The sequence below is a fragment of the Desulfovibrio sp. SGI.230 genome, from assembly GCF_050313065.1.
Classification (GTDB): domain Bacteria; phylum Desulfobacterota; class Desulfovibrionia; order Desulfovibrionales; family Desulfovibrionaceae; genus Desulfovibrio.
In genome coordinates this window covers 396,753-414,005 of sequence record NZ_JBNPKS010000002.1, presented here as the reverse complement: position 1 = coordinate 414,005, position 17,253 = coordinate 396,753, and the positions used below count along the sequence as shown (strand labels likewise).

At 64.9% G+C, this 17,253-nt stretch carries 16 protein-coding genes; 8 read left to right on the top strand and 8 right to left on the bottom strand.

Features of this window, described 5'->3' with window-relative positions; translation table 11 throughout:
* Positions 1-4: 4 nt before the first annotated feature.
* From tyrS to hisI, 7 genes are all read right to left on the bottom strand, one after another.
* Positions 5-1,204 carry a tyrosine--tRNA ligase gene (gene tyrS / locus ACQRAG_RS03820; protein WP_006007781.1) on the bottom strand — a complete coding sequence of 400 codons (1,200 nt, stop codon included), beginning with the start codon at positions 1,202-1,204 and terminating at the stop codon, positions 5-7.
* Positions 1,205-1,700: 496 nt separating this feature from the next.
* Complete coding sequence (locus ACQRAG_RS03815) at positions 1,701-2,429, bottom strand: hypothetical protein (protein WP_204626618.1); 729 nt, start codon at positions 2,427-2,429, stop codon at positions 1,701-1,703.
* A gap of 2 nt (positions 2,430-2,431) precedes the next feature.
* The gene (locus tag ACQRAG_RS03810) at positions 2,432-3,694 is read right to left on the bottom strand and encodes a sulfite exporter TauE/SafE family protein (RefSeq protein WP_006007786.1); all 1,263 of its coding nucleotides are present in this window, start codon (positions 3,692-3,694) and stop codon (positions 2,432-2,434) included.
* 178 nt (positions 3,695-3,872) lie between these two features.
* Complete coding sequence (locus ACQRAG_RS03805) at positions 3,873-4,637, bottom strand: YkgJ family cysteine cluster protein (protein ID WP_168935822.1); 765 nt, start codon at positions 4,635-4,637, stop codon at positions 3,873-3,875.
* A gap of 384 nt (positions 4,638-5,021) precedes the next feature.
* A complete protein-coding gene (locus ACQRAG_RS03800) occupies positions 5,022-5,345 on the bottom strand; it encodes a hypothetical protein (protein ID WP_300706042.1) in 324 nt (107 codons plus the stop codon).
* A gap of 380 nt (positions 5,346-5,725) precedes the next feature.
* A complete protein-coding gene (hisG, locus tag ACQRAG_RS03795; RefSeq protein WP_204626043.1) occupies positions 5,726-6,619 on the bottom strand; it encodes an ATP phosphoribosyltransferase in 894 nt (297 codons plus the stop codon).
* A gap of 114 nt (positions 6,620-6,733) precedes the next feature.
* Positions 6,734-7,126, bottom strand: a complete 393-nt coding sequence (gene hisI / locus ACQRAG_RS03790; RefSeq protein WP_168935819.1) for a phosphoribosyl-AMP cyclohydrolase — start codon at positions 7,124-7,126, stop codon at positions 6,734-6,736.
* 490 nt (positions 7,127-7,616) lie between these two features.
* Between hisI and ACQRAG_RS03785 the strand changes: the two genes are divergently transcribed.
* The 8 genes from ACQRAG_RS03785 (at position 7,617) to ACQRAG_RS03750 (ending at position 16,401) form a co-directional block, all read left to right on the top strand.
* Complete coding sequence (locus ACQRAG_RS03785) at positions 7,617-9,335, top strand: DEAD/DEAH box helicase (RefSeq protein ID WP_204626042.1); 1,719 nt, start codon at positions 7,617-7,619, stop codon at positions 9,333-9,335.
* Positions 9,332-9,799 carry a hypothetical protein gene (locus ACQRAG_RS03780; protein ID WP_427803964.1) on the top strand — a complete coding sequence of 156 codons (468 nt, stop codon included), beginning with the start codon at positions 9,332-9,334 and terminating at the stop codon, positions 9,797-9,799. Before ACQRAG_RS03785 ends, ACQRAG_RS03780 begins: the two co-directional genes overlap by 4 nt.
* Before the next feature lie 14 nt (positions 9,800-9,813).
* On the top strand, positions 9,814-10,725 hold the full coding sequence (locus tag ACQRAG_RS03775) for a bifunctional riboflavin kinase/FAD synthetase (protein ID WP_168935817.1): 912 nt from the start codon (positions 9,814-9,816) through the stop codon (positions 10,723-10,725).
* A 185-nt stretch (positions 10,726-10,910) separates the two neighbouring features.
* Positions 10,911-12,458, top strand: coding sequence for an SLC13 family permease (locus ACQRAG_RS03770; RefSeq protein ID WP_006007808.1), 1,548 nt, complete (start codon positions 10,911-10,913; stop codon positions 12,456-12,458).
* A gap of 63 nt (positions 12,459-12,521) precedes the next feature.
* Positions 12,522-14,294, top strand: a complete 1,773-nt coding sequence (locus ACQRAG_RS03765) for an adenylyl-sulfate reductase subunit alpha (RefSeq protein ID WP_204626039.1) — start codon at positions 12,522-12,524, stop codon at positions 14,292-14,294.
* Positions 14,295-14,308: 14 nt separating this feature from the next.
* Complete coding sequence (locus tag ACQRAG_RS03760; RefSeq protein ID WP_204626038.1) at positions 14,309-14,635, top strand: 4Fe-4S dicluster domain-containing protein; 327 nt, start codon at positions 14,309-14,311, stop codon at positions 14,633-14,635.
* A gap of 135 nt (positions 14,636-14,770) precedes the next feature.
* A complete protein-coding gene (locus ACQRAG_RS03755) occupies positions 14,771-15,472 on the top strand; it encodes a Crp/Fnr family transcriptional regulator (RefSeq protein ID WP_303931384.1) in 702 nt (233 codons plus the stop codon).
* 44 nt (positions 15,473-15,516) lie between these two features.
* Positions 15,517-16,401 (top strand): histidinol-phosphatase HisJ family protein, encoded by an 885-nt coding sequence (locus tag ACQRAG_RS03750; RefSeq protein WP_168935812.1) that lies wholly within the window; start codon positions 15,517-15,519, stop codon positions 16,399-16,401.
* Positions 16,402-16,630: 229 nt separating this feature from the next.
* On the opposite strand, the gene ACQRAG_RS03745 is transcribed toward ACQRAG_RS03750, so the two are convergent.
* Complete coding sequence (locus ACQRAG_RS03745; RefSeq protein WP_168935811.1) at positions 16,631-17,134, bottom strand: AbrB family transcriptional regulator; 504 nt, start codon at positions 17,132-17,134, stop codon at positions 16,631-16,633.
* Between the last annotated feature and the right edge of the window lie 119 nt (positions 17,135-17,253).

Below are 17,253 nucleotides of genomic sequence, written 5' to 3'. Positions count from 1 at the left end.
CAGGCTAGGCCGTGACGGTCAGGCGCAGGAAGCGCTTCTTGCCCAGCTTGATGACGTATTCACCGGCAGCCAGGGGCGACATGGCGTCGTCGCAGCGCTGGCCGTCCACGGACAGGGCGCCTTCCTTGATGAGGCGCTTGGCTTCGCCGCGGCTCTTGACCAGACCGGCGGCTTCCAGGAAGGCGGGCGGGGTGCTGTCGTCGCCCTGGGCGCAGGTGTGGCAGGGGGCGTCGTCCGGCACGCCGCCGCTGGCAAAGACGGCATTGAAGCCCTGGCGGGCCTCGTCGGCGTCCTTTTCGCTGTGGTAGCGGCTGACCATTTCGTGGGCCAGCATTTCCTTGGCGGCCTTGGGATGCACGCGGCCCTGGGCCACGTCTTCCTTGAGGGTGGCGATCTCTTCCAGAGACTTGAAGGACAGCAGCTCGTAGTAGCGCCACATGAGCTCGTCGGAGATGGCCATGACCTTGCCGAAGATCTCGGAGGGAGCTTCGTCGATACCGATGTAGTTGCCGTAGGACTTGGACATCTTGCGCACGCCGTCCAGGCCTTCCAGCAGGGGCATGGTCAGGATGCACTGGCTTTCCATGCCGTAGTGGGCCTGGAGGTTGCGGCCCACCAGCAGGTTGAACTTCTGGTCGGTGCCGCCCATTTCCACGTCGGCCTTGAGGGCCACGGAGTCATAGCCCTGGCAGAGGGGATAGATGAATTCGTGGATGGAGATGGGGCGCTGCTCGCGGAAGCGCTTTTCAAAGTCGTCGCGTTCCATCATGCGGGCCACGGTATAGCTGGAGGCCAGACGGATGAAGTCCGAGGCGTCCATCTTGCCCAGCCAGTGGGAGTTGAATTCCACGATGGTCTTTTCGGGGTCGAGGATCTTGAAGACCTGCTTCTTGTAGGTCTCGGCATTGGCGATGACCTGTTCCTCGGTCAGGGGGGGACGGGTCTCGGAGCGGCCGGTGGGGTCGCCGATGCGGCCGGTGAAGTCACCGATCAGGAAGATGATCTGGTGGCCCAGTTCCTGAAAGTGGCGCATCTTGTGCATGACCACGGTGTGGCCCAGATGCAGGTCGGGAGCGGTGGGGTCAAAGCCCACCTTCACGCGCAGGGGCGTGCCGCGTTCCAGTTTCTTGCGCAGTTCCTTCTCGTCAATCAGTTCCGCCACGCCGCGCTTGATCACGGCCATTTGGCGATCAATATCCATCATCGAACTTGTCCTTGCGTGGAGTTGGCCCGTTACGGGCGTTATCCCGGTAGGATAGCCTCGGCAAAGCGGGGGTGTCAATGTCCCGCAGGGGAAAAGGACGAAAAAGGGAGGCATGCTCCAGGGGAGGGAAAGGCCGTGCCCCCGGGCGGCAGGGAAGGCTGCGGACAGGTGGTGCGCGAGGGATGGCGGGAACGGGGAACAGGCGTCCCGCGCGGCTTCAGCTCCGTCGCGGGCAGGGCCCGTGGGGAAGAAGGACAGTCGGCGTCGGTTTTTTGGGGGAGCCGCGGGCAGGCCGGGACGCCTCGGCAGGCGGGGCGGCGGGCAGGGAGCGGGCAGAAACAAGGAGAGCTGCAGGGCCGGATGACGCTCGAAAGGGAAGAGACGAGGGAAGCGGCAAAGGTGTCTCTTGGGCATGCCCGGGGGCGGGAATGAAAAAGGCGCCGACGGTTGCCCGTCGGCGCCTGACGTTGCCCGCCTGGAAAGGCCAGACCGGGAACTAGCCTTCCTGCTTGACCTTGGACTTGGTCATGGCAAGGCCAACGCCTTCAAACAGCTCGAAGATGGCGAAGCCATACCAGAGCGTGTAGATGACGTAGAAGATCAGCATGCCGCTCATGAGCCAGATGTGATCCGACACCTTCACGGGTTCCACGCTGTAGAAGTTGTTGCCGGGTTCCACGGCGCGGCGCAGGACCTGGTCAACGACCTGGGCCTCGGCGATCAGGCGCTGCTTCTGCAGTTCCTTGATGGAGGGGCTCAGCACATACCACCAGGCCGCGGCGGCCTTGAGGGCATGGGTGCCGTCGTAACGGGCGCTCACGGTGGCGGCGTCGTTGTGGTACAGGCTGTCGGCGTCGGTGGTGGCGGCGTTCAGCATGGCGGCCAGGTTGCCTTCGTAGGAGACCTTGGCGCCGTCAGCGCTGGCGGTCATGCCGGCCTTGGTCAGCACCTGCACGGCGGTCTCGGCCAGTTCGGCCTTCTTCATGGTCACGGTGACCTTGACGTTGACCTTTTCCACGGTCTTCACATGTTCACGCACGCTGGGGATGAAGTAGGAAGAACCCTTGGAAAGTTCGTTGAACACGTTATCGGCGTACTGGAGGCCGGTCAGGTGGTTGCCCTTTTCGTCACGCATGATGGGGGTGAGCAGCACACAGAACAGGACCAGGAACGAGATCAGCAGGATGGAACCCCGGACAAAGGGGCCTTTTTCATGAATAAGCATAATTAGGCCTCCCCTCTGAGCTTGCCGAGATTAAGGAAGAACTTGCTGAACACCCAGAGGCCGAAGAAGGCGACGACCACCCAGAAGATCACGTTGCCCACTTCTTCGATGATATTCACCACGGACATGGACCAGTCGAGGTATTCCATTTCGACCAGCTTCTTGGGCAGGGTGGCGGCGCGGTTGATGAAACCGGAGATGATGGACACGGCGTAGAAACCGCGGATGTGCACGCCCTTGACGACCTTGGTGGTCAGAGCGCCCACCTGGATGCCCAGCAGGGAACCCAGCAGCATGCCCACGGCCAGGGTGTAGAACACGTAACCGTAAATGGCGTACTGGCCCACGGAAGCCAGACCGGCGGTGAAGATGATCTGCAGGATGTCGGTACCCACGGTGGTCATGGAGGACACACCGAAGATGTACACGAACATGGGGAAGGTCACGAAACCGCCGCCCACACCCATGATGGCGGCCAGCATGCCCACGACCACGCCACCGGCGGCAACGATCCAGCCGGAGATGCGACGGCCACCAGGCACCAGGTCTTCGTCAAAGGTGATCATGGGGGGCACGTTCAGGCTCTGCAGCTTGACGGAAAGGCCGGTCATGCCGGCGGTGCCGCCGTGAGCGTCGCCGCTGTCGGCCTGGGTGCCGCGGGTGGCTTTCAGGAAGTCGAACAGGGCGTAGAAGCCCAGGAAGCCCAGCAGCACGGCGTAGATGGTGCTGATGAACATTTCGGACAGCAGCGGGTCGGCATTGTACAGGCCCTTGTTGATGGCGCCGCCCACGAAGGTACCGGCACCGGAGCCTACCAGGAACGCGATGGCCAGTTTGACGGACACGTTACCGAGCTTTTTGTGGACGGTGGTGCCCATGATGGCCTTGGCGAAGATGTGGAACAGGTCCGTACCGACGGCCAGGATGCCCTTGACGCCCGCGGCCATCAGGGCCGGGGTGATGATGAAGCCGCCACCGGCGCCGATGCAGCCGGTGATGAGGCCGGCCGCCAGACCGACGGCGATGGAGGCCAGGAAAATGGTGGTGGTGTAGAAGGCCGGCGCATACGCGCTTTTGCCGCCCAGCATTTCGTGGGCTTCATAGGCTTCGGCACCGCACACGAGCAGGATGGGCGCGGCCAGGGCCAGCAGGAACAGCATCTTTTTGCGGTTCTTGATGATGGACGTGGAGACTTCCAGGTCCCATTTGGCGTAGGCCTGCGAGCTGCTTAACAGAAATTGATACAGTGATCTGCCAAAACTCATAACTCCTCCCGGTATGTTTGCCGTCAAAAACAGCAAAAAACATGCCATTTGTGCAAAAAATCCCAATCGCCAGCTAACATGCCGTAACCAAAAGAGATACGAAAAACAAAAACAGCCTGCTCCCCTGATGGAAAGCAGGCTGTCAGATGTCAGCTTTTTTTACAGTTGCAAAAAAAAGCTACTTTTTGTTCAAACCTTCGCTCTGTCCGAAGATGACCAGTTCCAGCCAGTCCAGAGCAAAGTCCAGCGTGGCTTCGTCGGATTCCATGACGGCCTTCTGGCGCTCTTCGGTGATCTCCACGCGGCGGAAGATGCCCATTTTTTCGATGAGTTCGCGGAACTTGTCCAGCTGGTAGAGGCAAAGGATGACCATGGTGGCCATGCGCGGTTCCAGCGGCTTTTCCGTGGCCTTGACCATGGCCATCAGGCGCATGTAGCGGTCGTTGGCGGCATTGTACTCGTCCAGTTCCTGGCTGGCCAGCCAGGTCTGGGCCGTCCATTCCTTGCCTTCGTCAAAGCCGTGGCAGTGGGGTTCACGCACCAGGAAGAAGCGTTCGTCCACGCCCTCGTGGCCCATCTTGGTGCCGCGGCCCAGGGGGTAGAAGCGGCAGGCGCCGGGGCGGTTCTCGTACACGGAACAGCCGCCGGGCGTCACGAAGGGACAGGGCTCGCCGGGGCCTTCCAGCATGCGCAGCAGAGGCAGGGGGAAGCCCGTGTCGGGGAAGGTGCGCATGCGGGTGAAGTCGTTGAGGAAGGCCTCGCTGGGCATGTTGTTCATATGGCGGCGCAGGCGCAGCACGTCATAGGGGGTCAGGGGCAGGGTCAGTTCCGCACAGCAGCGGTTGAAGCAGGGAACTTCGGGATGGCAGGCAAAGCAGAAGGTCTTGCCCGGTTCCAGCTCGGGCAGGTTTTCCATGAATTCGCGGCTGGCGTCTTTTTCCATGATGCGTTCTCTTGTTGGAAGGTTGTGGGAGCGGGACAGTGCTTGGGAAAAATTTCCCTAACGCACGCTGTCCTGCTTGCTTGTATCCTCTTCCGGGGTTTGCTGCAAACTTTTTCGTTCCGGAAGACGGGCTGCGGTGCCGGGGGACGCGTCGCAGCCTCTTGGCAGGGCATGTCCGCTGCGGTGCAGACATCGCGTGCGCTTCTGCCGTAGCGGAGCGGGAGCTTCCCCCCTTGGCCGGTCGGGGTGCCATGCCGTCCCTTTTATGCGGAGGGAGCGGCCATGCAGCGTGTGCCCGGGCCCCTGTTGGGGAGAACGGGTGTCCTCCACATGGTGCAGCGCCGGGACTGCGGAGACCTGCGCAGGGGCTGCAGGGCGGGGTCCTCAGTCGCGACGGCCCGGACGCCAGGAGCCGTCCCGCTGGATGCGGGGCCGGGGCAGACGGTGCTGGCCTTCGGGACGCAGATGGTGCTTGTTGCGGAAGTCGTCGTAGCCCTTGCGTGCGGGATTGCCCTGCCATTGCCGCTGGGCGGGACGGGCGGAAGACCGGACGGAGGACGAAGGCTGCCGGACAGAGCCGGTCGCGGCGGCCACGCTGGTGACGGAGGACGGGAGAGGGCCGCTTTCTGCGGACACCTGCGCGGCGAAGGCGGGAGCGATGCCCAAAAGGCAGAGGACGGTCAGCAGGCGGAGAGGCTGGCGATACATGACGGGACCTCGTGGCGGGGGACAGAAGGGGAGAGAAAACAGCCATCTTGAGGGGGCGCCCCGTGTCTGGGCATCCGGATTTTGAAAAAAAGGCCGGAAACCACCGGACGAGACGACATGATCATGGCCTTTCCCCGATAACAAAAAAGCGACCCTCTCCCGCAGGAGATGCCGCTGCCTGTCCTTCCCCATATCCCCCAGCCTCGAATGGCGGGTTTTGGGGAGGGAGGGGTGCGGGGGAGGGAGCCCTTTTTTGCCGCGAGCAAGCGACCGAAGGCGGCCTGCAAGGGCCGTGCCCGTTGCGACGAAGGAAGCTACGGGCATCGACAGCAGAGATAAGGGGGGCCCTCCCCCACAGACATTTTTTTCGTCAGGCCCTGCTAGATGACCTTGTTCAGGGCGTATTCGATGATGCCTTCGGCCCCGGCGTCGCGCAGACGGGGGATGAGGTCGCGCACCACGTCGATGTTGACCACGGTTTCCACCGAGAGCCAGGCCTCGTCGCGCAGGGGCGAGACCGTGGGCGAGTTCAGGGAGGGCAGCATCTCGAGGATGGCGTCCAGGTTGGAGGCCGGGGCGTTCATCTTGATGGCCACCAGGCTTTCGGCGCGCAGGGCGCCCTGCAGGAGCAGGGTCAGCTGGTCGATCTTGGCGCGCTTGCGCGGGTCGGCCCAGGCTTCCTTGTTGGCGATGATGACCGGGTAGGAGCACATCACTTCGTCGATGATGCGCAGGCCGTGGGCCCGGATGGTGGTGCCGGTCTCGGTCACTTCCACGATACCGTCGGCCAGGCCTTCCACGACCTTGGCTTCCGTAGCGCCCCAGGAATAGAAGACGTTCACGTCCACGCCCACGCGCTTGAAGTAATTGCGGGTCAGGCCTTCCAGCTCGGTGGCGATGCGCTTGCCGGCCAGGTCCTGCGGGCACTGGTAGGGGGAGTCACCGGCCACGGCCAGCACCCAGCGGCAGGGGCGGTTGGACGTCTTGGAGTAGACCAGATCCGCCACGTGCACCACCTTGTCTTCATGACCGCCTTCCGTGAGCCAGTCCAGGCCGGTGATGCCCACGTCCAGGATGCCCGCGGCGATGTAGCCGCCGATCTCCTGCACGCGGCACAGCGAGGCCGTGATCTCGGGGTCATTGATGTCCGGGAAATAGTTGCGCGTATGCTTGCGGATCTTCCAGCCGGCGCGCTCGAAAAGGTTGATGGTGGCGTCTTCCAGCGAGCCCTTGGGCACGCCCAGTTTGAGGATGGCCTGCGATTCTTCGCTCATCGTGTCTACTCCGGCAGGCGAAAGGCCTGCTGCTGTGTTGTTTGGGCCATGCGCCGCATGGCTCCTTCCCAGAGACGGGCCCGAGGGCCCGAAGAAAGCATCGTGCGGTCCCGGCTACTTGGTGCCGTAGACCTTCCGGGGATCGAAGACCACGGGGGAGCACTCGCGCACCACGCCGTTGTCCCATTCCCGGTAGAAGCAGGAACGCCGTCCCGTATGGCAGGCCGCGCCGCCGATCTGCTCGATCTTGAGCAGCACGGTGTCGCTGTCGCAGTCCAGGCGGATGGAAAGCACTTTCTGTACGTTCCCGGACGTGCCGCCCTTGTGCCAGAGTTCCTTGCGGCTGCGGCTCCAGTAATGGGCCTCGCCGGTTTCCAGGGTACGTTTCCAGGCTTCTTCATTCATATAGGCCAGCATGAGCACTTCGCCCGTGGCCGCGTCCTGCGCGATGGCGGGGACCAGTCCCTTGGAAAAATCGGGACCGAAATCCGGCTGTAGTTGCGCCATGGCTCCCTCCGAATCAAAAAAACATGCTCCGGTGCCCCTGTCCGTACGGCGGGTGCGCCGGTGAGGCCTTTCAGGCTAGCCGCATTCTTGCCCGGACGCAAGCGGCGCCCGCATCCGGCGGCCTTTTTTCACAGCCTGTCCGCTGCCGGTGACAGCCTGGCGACGCCAGGGTGACAAGAGCCGTGCCCCGCGCCTTTTTGCCGCCCCTGCGTGCGGGGAACGTCTCGGGCGCTGCCTGACGGAAAGGTGGGCGGGCTTTCAACAAGGGGGCCCGCCCCTGCACCCGGCAAAGGGGGCGCCCCTGTCCGGCCGACGCCATCGCGAAGGCCTTTGCAGGCCGCGCCCGTGCCCGCCGCGGGAGGGCCCCGGCGGCGCCTTGCGCATGGGCGCCGCTTGTGGCAGGTTAGTGCGTTTCCGACATCAAAAGAATAACCCATCCGCATCGGCGGCAGACGGGATCCCCCCGGCCGCCGTGCGTCAGAGAGCCATCATGTCCGACATCACCGATCCTACCTGCCCCGCCTCCGCCGGAGAGGCCGCGCAGGAACAGGCCGCCCCTGCGGCCGAACTTTCCACCCCCGGCGCTTCCCTTGAGAATTTTTCCGTGGCCGAGCCCGAGAACGCCCTGCCGCGCGCCACGCTGGAGACCCTGCCCGAGACCATCGCCGCCGCCTGCGGCCGTGCGGGCTGGACGTCCCTGATGCCCGTGCAGTCCCTGGCCCTGCCGTACCTGCTGGAAGGCCGCGACATCATGGTGCAGTCCCGTACCGGCAGCGGCAAGACCGGCTGCTACCTGCTGCCCCTGGTGCCGCGTCTGGATCCCGAACTGCACGCCGCCCAGGCCCTGATCCTGGTGCCCACCCGCGAGCTGGCCGTGCAGGTGGAGCACGAGGCGCGCACCCTGTTCGAAGGCACGGGCATCCGTCCCGTGGCCGTCTATGGCGGCGTGGGCTACAAAAAGCAGATGGACGCCCTGCGTGACGGGGCCCAGCTGGTGGTGGGCACGCCCGGCCGCGTGCTGGACCATCTGCTGCGCCGCACCCTTTCGCTGGACGATCTGGACGCCCTGGTCTTCGACGAAGCCGACCGCATGCTGTCCATCGGCTTCTACCCCGACATGAAGGAAGTGCAGCGCTACCTGCCGCGCCGCCGCATCCACACCAGCATGTTCTCGGCCACCTATCCGCCGCACGTGCTCAAGCTGGCCGGGGAATTCCTGACCGAGCCTTCCATGCTCTCCCTCTCGCAGAAGGAAGTGCATGTGGCCGAAGTGCAGCATCTGTTCTGCCAGAGCCGTCCCATGGACAAGGACCGCGTGCTGGTGCGCCTGCTGGAGACCGAGAACCCGGCATCGGCCATCATCTTTTGCAACACCAAGGCCAACGTCCATTACATCACCGGCGTGCTGCAGGGCTTCGGTTACAATGCCGACGAGCTGTCGGCCGACCTTTCCCAGGCCCGTCGCGAGGCCGTACTGGACAAGATCCGCCAGGGCAGCCTGCAGTATCTGGTGGCCACGGACGTGGCCGCGCGCGGTATCGACATCCCGGCCCTGTCCCACGTTTTCCTCTACGAGCCCCCGGAAGACCATGAGAGCTACATCCACCGTGCCGGCCGCACGGGCCGTGCCGGGGCTGCCGGTACGGTCATCTCGCTGGTGGACATCATGCAGCGCATGGAACTGGAGCGCATCGCCCGCCATTACAAGATCGCCCTGCGCGAGATCCCCGCGCCCACGGACGAGGACGTGGCCGTGGTGGCCGGTGCGCGCGTGACCACCCTGCTGGAGAGCCGTTTCCGCAAGCTGACCGGTCTGGAGAAGATGCGCGTGGCCCGTTATGCGCCGCTGGTGCGCGAACTGGCCAGCCAGGCCGAGGACGACGAGAACGGTCTGCTGCTGGCCATGCTGGTGGATGCCGCCTATCAGGAGAGCCTGGGCCATGTGCAGCAGCTGCCCGAAGGCCGCAGCGAATCTTCCCGCCGTGGTGACGGCGAGGGCCGGGGCCGCAAGCGTTCCTCCCGCCGTCGCCGTGATCGCGGGGACAAGGCTGCCGAGGCCGCCGCTCCCGCCGCCGAGGCTGTTGCGGACGCCGCGCCCGCGGCGGATGGCGGGGATGCTCCCGCCCCTGCCGAAGGGGAGGGCACGGCCAAGCGCCGCCGTCGTCGCCGTCGTCGCAAGCCTGCGGCTGAAGGTCAGGCAGAAGCATGAGCAGTCTGATGGCCGTCCGTGCCGATGCGGTACGGGAGGCCCTGGACAATTTCCCCGTCCTGCTCCTCGATCTGGATGCGGGACGGGCCCTGCACATCCTCGGTATCGGCCGTCTGCAGTTCTGGCGTCGTGCCCGGCTGCTGGCGGAGTGGCGCGGCCTGTGCATGGCCCTGTGGCGTCTGGCCCTGCAACGCTCCTTCCCCGATCAGGCCGAGGCCATGTTCCGGCAGTTCCGGGAAAGCTTCGGGCAGAGCCATACGGACAAGACCTCGGCCCTGGCCCTGGAGCGTGCCCCGGCCTACTGGGAGGTGCTGGCCGAGCGGGGCGATGCGGACTTTCGTCCCGTGTCCCGTTTTCTGGCCGCTGTCTTTTTCGAGGACGAGGCCCGCGCACAGGCCATGGCCCTGCGCCTGATGCTGCATGTGCGGCAAACCTATCAATCCATTTTCGACCGTCTTATCTGAGCAACTGGACCATCATGGAAACTTCCCCTTCCGCGTCTCCCCGCGCCACGGCCGTCACCATCGGCAATTTCGACGGCGTACACCAGGGCCATCAGGTCCTCATCCGCCGTGCGCTGACCTACAGCCAGCAGTTCGGCCTGGATTGCGTGGTCATCACCTTCTGGCCGCATCCGCGCGTGCTTTTCGGCAGGCCGCATCAGCCCCTGACCAGCCGGGCCGCTCGCATGCGCCTGCTGCAGGGCCTGGGCGATCTGCGTGTGCTGGAGCTGCCCTTCACCCACGAGCTGGCCGCGCTGTCGCCCGAGGAGTTCGTCCGGCAGCACCTGCTGCCGCTGCGGCTCAAACATCTGGTCATCGGGCATGATTTCACGCTGGGGCGCGGCCGCAGCGGCCAGCCCGATGTGCTGCGTGCCCTGGGCGAGAAGTACGGCTTTGACGTGGACCAGCTGCCGCCGGTGGAAGTGGGCGGGCATGTGGTCAGCTCCACCTGCCTGCGCGAGCTCATCGGCAAGGGCGATGTGGCCACGGCCGCCAGCCTGCTGGGCCATGCCTACGGCTGCGAGGGCCTGGTGGTGCACGGCGAAGGCCGCGGTACCGGCCTGGGCTTCCCCACGGCCAACATCGCCATCCCGGACACCATGCTGCCCGCACCGGGCGTCTACGCCACCCGCGTGGTGGTGCCGCACCTGGGCAAGACCCTGCAGGCCGTGACCAACATCGGCCGCAAGCCCACCTTCGGGGATTACGGCCTGAGCATCGAGAGCTTCCTGCTGGATACGGATCTGAACCTCTACGGCAGCGAGCTGCGCCTGGACTTCGTGGCCCGTCTGCGCGACGAGAAGCGTTTCGACTCCGCCGATGCCCTGGTGGCCCAGATCCGCACCGACGTGGCCCGGGCCCGCGATCTGCTGACCATGTATTTTTAGCCCTGCCTGGGCTGTGCTGTCGAAACGGCAGTCATGGACATGCTCCATGACTGCCGTTTTTTGTTGAACGGGCGCTAAGCCCTGGTCTTTTTTCACGAACTATCGGCGGGCTGATAGATTGAGAATTTTTTCCCAGATAGGTTGCAGGCAGATGTTCCGTTTTGTCATGAAAAAAGGAGTCTGCCATGCCTGAGCAAACCTCTGCCGGTTCCGGTTCGTTTTTGCAGTACCTGGCCGGGAACCTGCGCCGCAACGGACGCAGCCCCGTGCGTGTCTACACGGGCTTCGTCATCGCCTGGGCGCTCTTTTTCCTTTTCTGGACCGTGCTGCCGCCCTTCCCGGGCCTGACCCACAACGGCATGGCCGTGCTGGGCATCGTGCTCTGGGCCAGCGTCATGTGGGTCAGCGAGGCCATGCCCACGGGCATCACCGGTATCTCCATCCCCACGCTGCTGCTCATCACCCAGGCCATCCCCTGGCAGGGCGGCAAACCGCCCATGTCCATCATCTTCGCCGGGTTCACCAACCACGTCATCTGGCTGTGCCTGTTCGCCTTCCTGGTGGGGGCCGTCATGCAGCTGGTGGGCCTGGACAAGCGCATCGCCCTGGGCATCCTTGCCCGGCTCAAGGCCTCCAGTGTGGGCCGCGTCATCTGGGGCATGTTCTTCGTGAACATCGTGCTGGGCTTCCTGGTGCCCGCGGCCAACGCCCGCGCCGCCACCCTGCTGCCCGTGGTGCAGGGCATCTGCCGCCTGCTCGGTGATACGCCGGAAGAACGCGCCGCCAAGAAGGCCATCGTCATCCAGTCCCTGGTCTACGGCTCCATGATCTGCGGCATGTTCATCATGACCGCCCACCTGCCCAACATGATCATGGTGGGTATCTTCGACAAGGCGGGCTTCAGCAACCTCAACTACCTCAACTGGATGCTGCTGCAGGCCCCCTACCTGGGCATGTTCGCCCTGACGCAGGCCTGGATCCGCTGGCATTTCGGCACGCGCAAGGTGCATATCGCCGGCGGGGTGGAGGCCCTGCAGAAGAAATACGACGACCTCGGTCCCATGACCATGCCCGAAAAGGTGCTGCTGGGCATCTTTGCCCTGGCGGGCATCATGTTCATGACCGGCAAGGGCAGCTTCATCGCCGAGCTGCACCACCAGCCTCTGGGCGTCATCGGCCTGCTGGGCATGCTGGTGCTCTTCGCGCCCGGCCTCATGCCCTGTTCCTGGAAGTCCGTGCAGGAAAAGACCATCTGGGGCACCTTCCTGCTGCTGGGCGGCGCCATGACCATGACCACGGCCATGACCCAGTCCGGCCTGGCCCAGTGGCTGGCCGACCACATCCACGCCTGGGTGGTTGGCATGAGCTGGTGGCAGGCCATCCTGACCATGATGGTGGGCACGCACATCATCCGCCTGGGCATGCTCTCCAACGTGGCGGCCGTGGCCATGCTGGCGCCGGTGGTCTTTGCCATGGCGCCCAAGCTGGGCCTGCATCCCGTGGCCTTCACCATGCTGGTCTGTGACACGGATACCTTCGCCTACATCCTGCCCACCCAGATCACCGCGGCCGTCATCGCACACGGCACGGATACCTTCTCTTCCACGGACTACGCCCGTGCCGGCTGGGTCTCCGTCTGTATCGCCATCGCCTATGGCCTGCTGGTCATGGCTCCCTGGTACGCCCTGTGGGGCATGCCCGTCTGGGACGCCAGCGCCCCCTGGCCCTTCTAGCCCTTTGCCGACCTGCCGGGGCGGTATGGCCCCGGCTCCAACAGCTTTTTACAGGAGAACATCATGGCCAACATCCCTGCGGCGCACATGCGCCAGTTCACCCCTGAAAACCTGGACGATATCGAGACCGTCGTCGTCGAGACCGACCTGCTCATCATCGGCGGCGGCAATGCCGGCTGCTTCGTGGCCACGGAAGCCGCCCTGGTGGACCCCAACGTCCGCGTCACCATCATGGAAAAGGCCGAGATCATGCGCTCCGGTGCCTGTTCCGCCGGTATGGACGCCATCAATACCTACATCCCCGAAGGCAAGACCCCCGAAGACCTGGTGCGCTGGAGCCGTGCCCAAGTGGGCGGCGGCCCCCTGCGTGAGGATCTGGCCCTTTCCAATGCCCGCGAGCTCAACGAGTCCGTGGACGATCTGGAACGCTGGGGCCTGCCCATCCTGCGCGACGAGCAGGGCCGCATCCGCTACCGCGGCAAGTGGGACATCTCCATCCACGGCGAGCAGCTCAAGCCCATCATGGCCGAGAAAGCCCTGGAGAGCGGCGCGGACGTCTACAACCGCGTGACGGCCACGGCCCTCATCATGCACGAAGGCCGCTGCACCGGCGCCATGGGCTTCGGCGTGCGTGACGGCAAGTTCTACATCTTCCGCGCCAAGGCCACGGTGGTCAGCACCGGCGGGGCCGGTACCCTGTACAAGTCCTATACCGCCGACAGCACCGACAGCGGCGCGCAGATCTGGATGTGCCCCTACTGCGTGGGCACGGGCTACGCCATCGGCTTCCGTCAGGGCGCCGAGCTCACCAGCCTGGAACAGCGCTGGGTGGCCACGCGCACCAAGGACTTCTGCGGTCCGGTGGACACCATCTCCGTGGGCTACGGCGCGCCCATCATCAACGCGCACGGTGAGCGCGTCATGAGCCGCTACGAACATCTGGGCGGGGACGCCGCGCCGCGCTACATCCGCGCCAATGCGCCCATGGAAGAATGGCTGGCCGGTCGCGGCCCCTGCTATTGCGACACCACCCACCTGACCCCCGAAACGGCCAAGGCCATGATGGAGGACTACCTCAACGAGCGGCCTTCCTTCGTGCTCTTCCTGGCCAGCCGCGGCCAGGACGTCACCCGCGAGCCCATCGAGATCTACGGTTCCGACCCCTACATCCTGGGCGGCCATACCGGCGGCGGTTTCTGGGTGGACATGCAGCGCATGACCACCATCCCCGGCCTGTTCGCCGCGGGCGAGACCGCAGGCGGCAACCCCAACAAGTTCGTGGGCGGCTGCTGCGCCGAAGGCAAGCTGGCGGCCCGCGGGGCCATCGCCTACATGAAGGATCTGGAGCTGCCGCCCCTGGACATGGCGGCCGTGGAACAGGAAAAGGCCCGCGTCTACGCGCCCCTGCTGGCCCGGGACGAAGACGGCGTGCGTCCCGTGGAGATGAAGGAACGCCTGCAGCGTCTGATGGACGAATACGCCGGCGGCGTGTCGCAGTTCTACCGCACCAACGAGGAGCGTCTGGACTACGCCCTGAAGCACATCGCCATGCTGCAGTCCCAGTTCGGCTACCTGCGTGCCCGCGACCTGCACGAGCTCATGCAGGCCCACGAGACCATGGACAGGGTCGATGTGGCCGAGGCTGTGGTCCATCACCTCAAGGCCCGCAAGGAGACCCGCTGGGCCGGCTGGCAGACCCGTTCCGACTACCCGGAACGCGACGATGCCAATTTCGACTGTTTCATCGAATCCCGGCGCGATCCCGCCACGGGCAAGGTGGAGACCTTCACCCGTCCGTACGAGCAGCTGATCCCCGGTGACCGTTATACCGCGTAAGCAAGGAGCCAACCATGCCCCCGAGAATAGATCTGAACAAGTGCAACGGCTGCGGCGGCAAGCCCGAGACCGCCTGCGAGATGGTCTGCCCCGGCGACCTCATGATGCTGGACCCCGAGACGGGCAAGGCCCGCTGCCGGGCCACCGGCGAATGCTGGGACTGCATGTCCTGCATCAAGGTCTGTCCCACCGGTGCCCTGCAGACGCGCATGCCTTACCAGCTGGGCTACTACAAGGCCAGCCTGCGCCCCATCATGGGCAAGGACTGCATCACCTGGAAATGCCGTGATATTGACGGAAATGAATATACATATAAGTATGTCAACCGGATACGTCACTAGAACACGACACGGCTAAGGCCGGGTCCGGGAACGCGCTGCCGGTGCGCCGCAATGTCTGGTTGCGGCGCACCGGTTCCGGCGTCTGTACGGCAGACAGGGAACGCCTCTTCACGGGCCTGGTGCACGGGAGGCGGCATGCGCAGTTTCTGGCATCTGGAAAAAGGGGATTTCTTCGACGGCATAGAAGAGTGCAAGGAACACTTTCTGCGCAGTGCCCAGCGCATCGAACTGAAAAAGAACGACATCGTTTTTTTTGAAGGCGACGCGGGCGGGGCCTGTTTTTATGTGGCGTCCGGGCTGCTGCGCATCTTTTGCGTGACCGAGGCCGGAAAGGAATCCACTTTTTTCCTGCGCACCGCGGGCGAGATCTTCGGCCTGTCGGAGGTCCTGCAGGACCTGCCCCGTAAGGTCAATGCCCAGGCCCTGGCCGCTTCCGTCATCTTCCGGCTGGACAGGCAGGCGTTCGACGATCTGCTGTCCCGCAATTACGCCCTGGCACGGCGGGTCATCACCGTCATGGGCAGCCGTCTGCGCTATCTGGGCGACAGCCTCAGCGCCCAGACCTGCGATGTCCACCACAGGGTCGGCCGTCTGCTGCTCTCGCTGGTGCACGAGAGCCTGCGCGACCCGGCCGCCTGGGAACAGCCGCTGGCCCTGCCGGTAAGCCTTTCCCAGGGCCAGATGGCGGCCATGGTCTGTTCCACGCAGCCCACGGTCAGCGAGACCCTGCACCAGCTGCAGGACGAGGGCCTCATCGACATCCGCGGCCGGGGCATCGTCATCAGAAGGCCGCAGGCCCTGCTGGCGGCCCTGGAATCTCCTGCGGATCGCGCTTGAGTCCTGCCGCGCTCCGGCATAAGGTGTCCGCCGGAGGTATCACGATGCTGGCAGACCTGCATACCCATACCAACACGTCCCACGGACACCACAGCGCCGCCGAGATGTACGAGGGCGCCGCCGCGGCCGGGCTGGACCTCTTCGGCCTGAGCGAGCATTCCCCCCTGCCGGAGGAATATGCCTGCAAGCTGTATGTAGCGGCGTTCCCCGGCAATTTCCGCCAGTTCGTCCAGGATGTGCAGGCCTTGCGGCAACGGGAGCTGGAGCGGGAAGACCGGCCGTTGCCCCTGCTGGGGGTGGAGCTGGACTGGCTGCCCGACTACCCCAGGCATATGTGCCGTTTCCTTTCCTGCTGGCCGTTCAGCTATGTGATCGGCTCCCTGCATTATGTGGGGCTCTTCCCGGTGGCGCGTCCCAACACCTGGACCGACGGCCGGGAGGCCGCCTATGCCCGCTACCGGGAATATTATGAAGAGATGGCGCGCATGGCGGCCAGCGGGCTGGTGAACGTGGCCTCGCATCCCGACTTCATCAAGCGGGCCTCCTATGATCTGTTCCATGCGTGGCTGCGCGAAGAGGGCAGTCTGGACGTGGTGGCCGGCGCCGTGCAGGCCATGGCCGATAACGGGGTCATCATGGAAGTCTCGTCGGCCGGGTTGCGCCAGCCCTTTGCCGAGCCCTATCCCTGCCCGGCCATCATGCGCCTGGCCGCCGACTTCGGCGTGGACGTCTGTCTGGCCTCCGATGCCCACGACAAGGCCGATGTGGGGGCGGGGCTCGCTGACGTGGCCCGCTACGCGCGCTCCTTCGGCTTCCGTTTCGACACCTTGCCCCTGCGGCCGGACGACATCGCCACCCGGCCCGCCGTGCTGGCGCAGGCCCTGGACTATCTGGACGGCCCGTTGCCGCGCCTGCGTTTTTCGCTGTAGTTTTTCGGGAAAGGCATCCTCTGTCCGGTCCCGACGGTATGCGGGCGAGGACTCACTGAGGCATCATGGCTCCGGCAGCACCGGAGCTTTTTTTATGGCATCCGGTAAGGGAGCGGCGGGGATGTGCCCGCGCTGTTTTGATGATATGCGGCCCGCCGTTGCCGCAGGACTGTGGCTATCCGGCCCGGGAGGGGACGCTCCTTCCCCGGCCGTTTTTTTATGGCCGGTATCAGCTGTGCGGCAGCAGACGGTGCAGCAGCCAGCCCAGGAACGGCGCCAGCAGCAGGACGGTGTACAGGCGCACCAGATGGAAGGCCAGCACGGCAGGGGCGTTGGTGCCCAGGTCGGAGGCCATGCCCACCACGGCCTGCAGGCCGCCGGGGCTGGTGGCCAGGATGGCGCTGCCCGCGTCCAGCCCGGCCGAGCGGCAGATGAACCAGGCCCCCAGGGCACCGGCCACGACGAGCAGGGCCGTGGAGCCGAACATCAGGGGGGCCATGGCGCGGATCTCCAGCAGGGTGCCGCCGGTCATCATGTTGCCGACCATGACGCCGATGGCGATCTGGGCCCCCAGCTGGAACAGATGGGGCGTATCGGTCTCCACATGTCCCAGCATCTTGACGGCCAGCACGGCCACTACGGCCCCCAGCATGGCACCGCCGGGGATATGCAGGAAGAAAAACAGCAGGCCGCCCACGATGCCGCAGGCGATGAGGAGCAGGAAGGTCGTCATGGGTCCTCCATGGGTTGCAAGAGAGGGGACCATGATGCGGCAACAGGGTCGCGGCGGTCAAGGTTGCGCCGGCAACGATTTTTCGGGGTCGCCGGGAGCGGCATGACGCCGCCATGGGG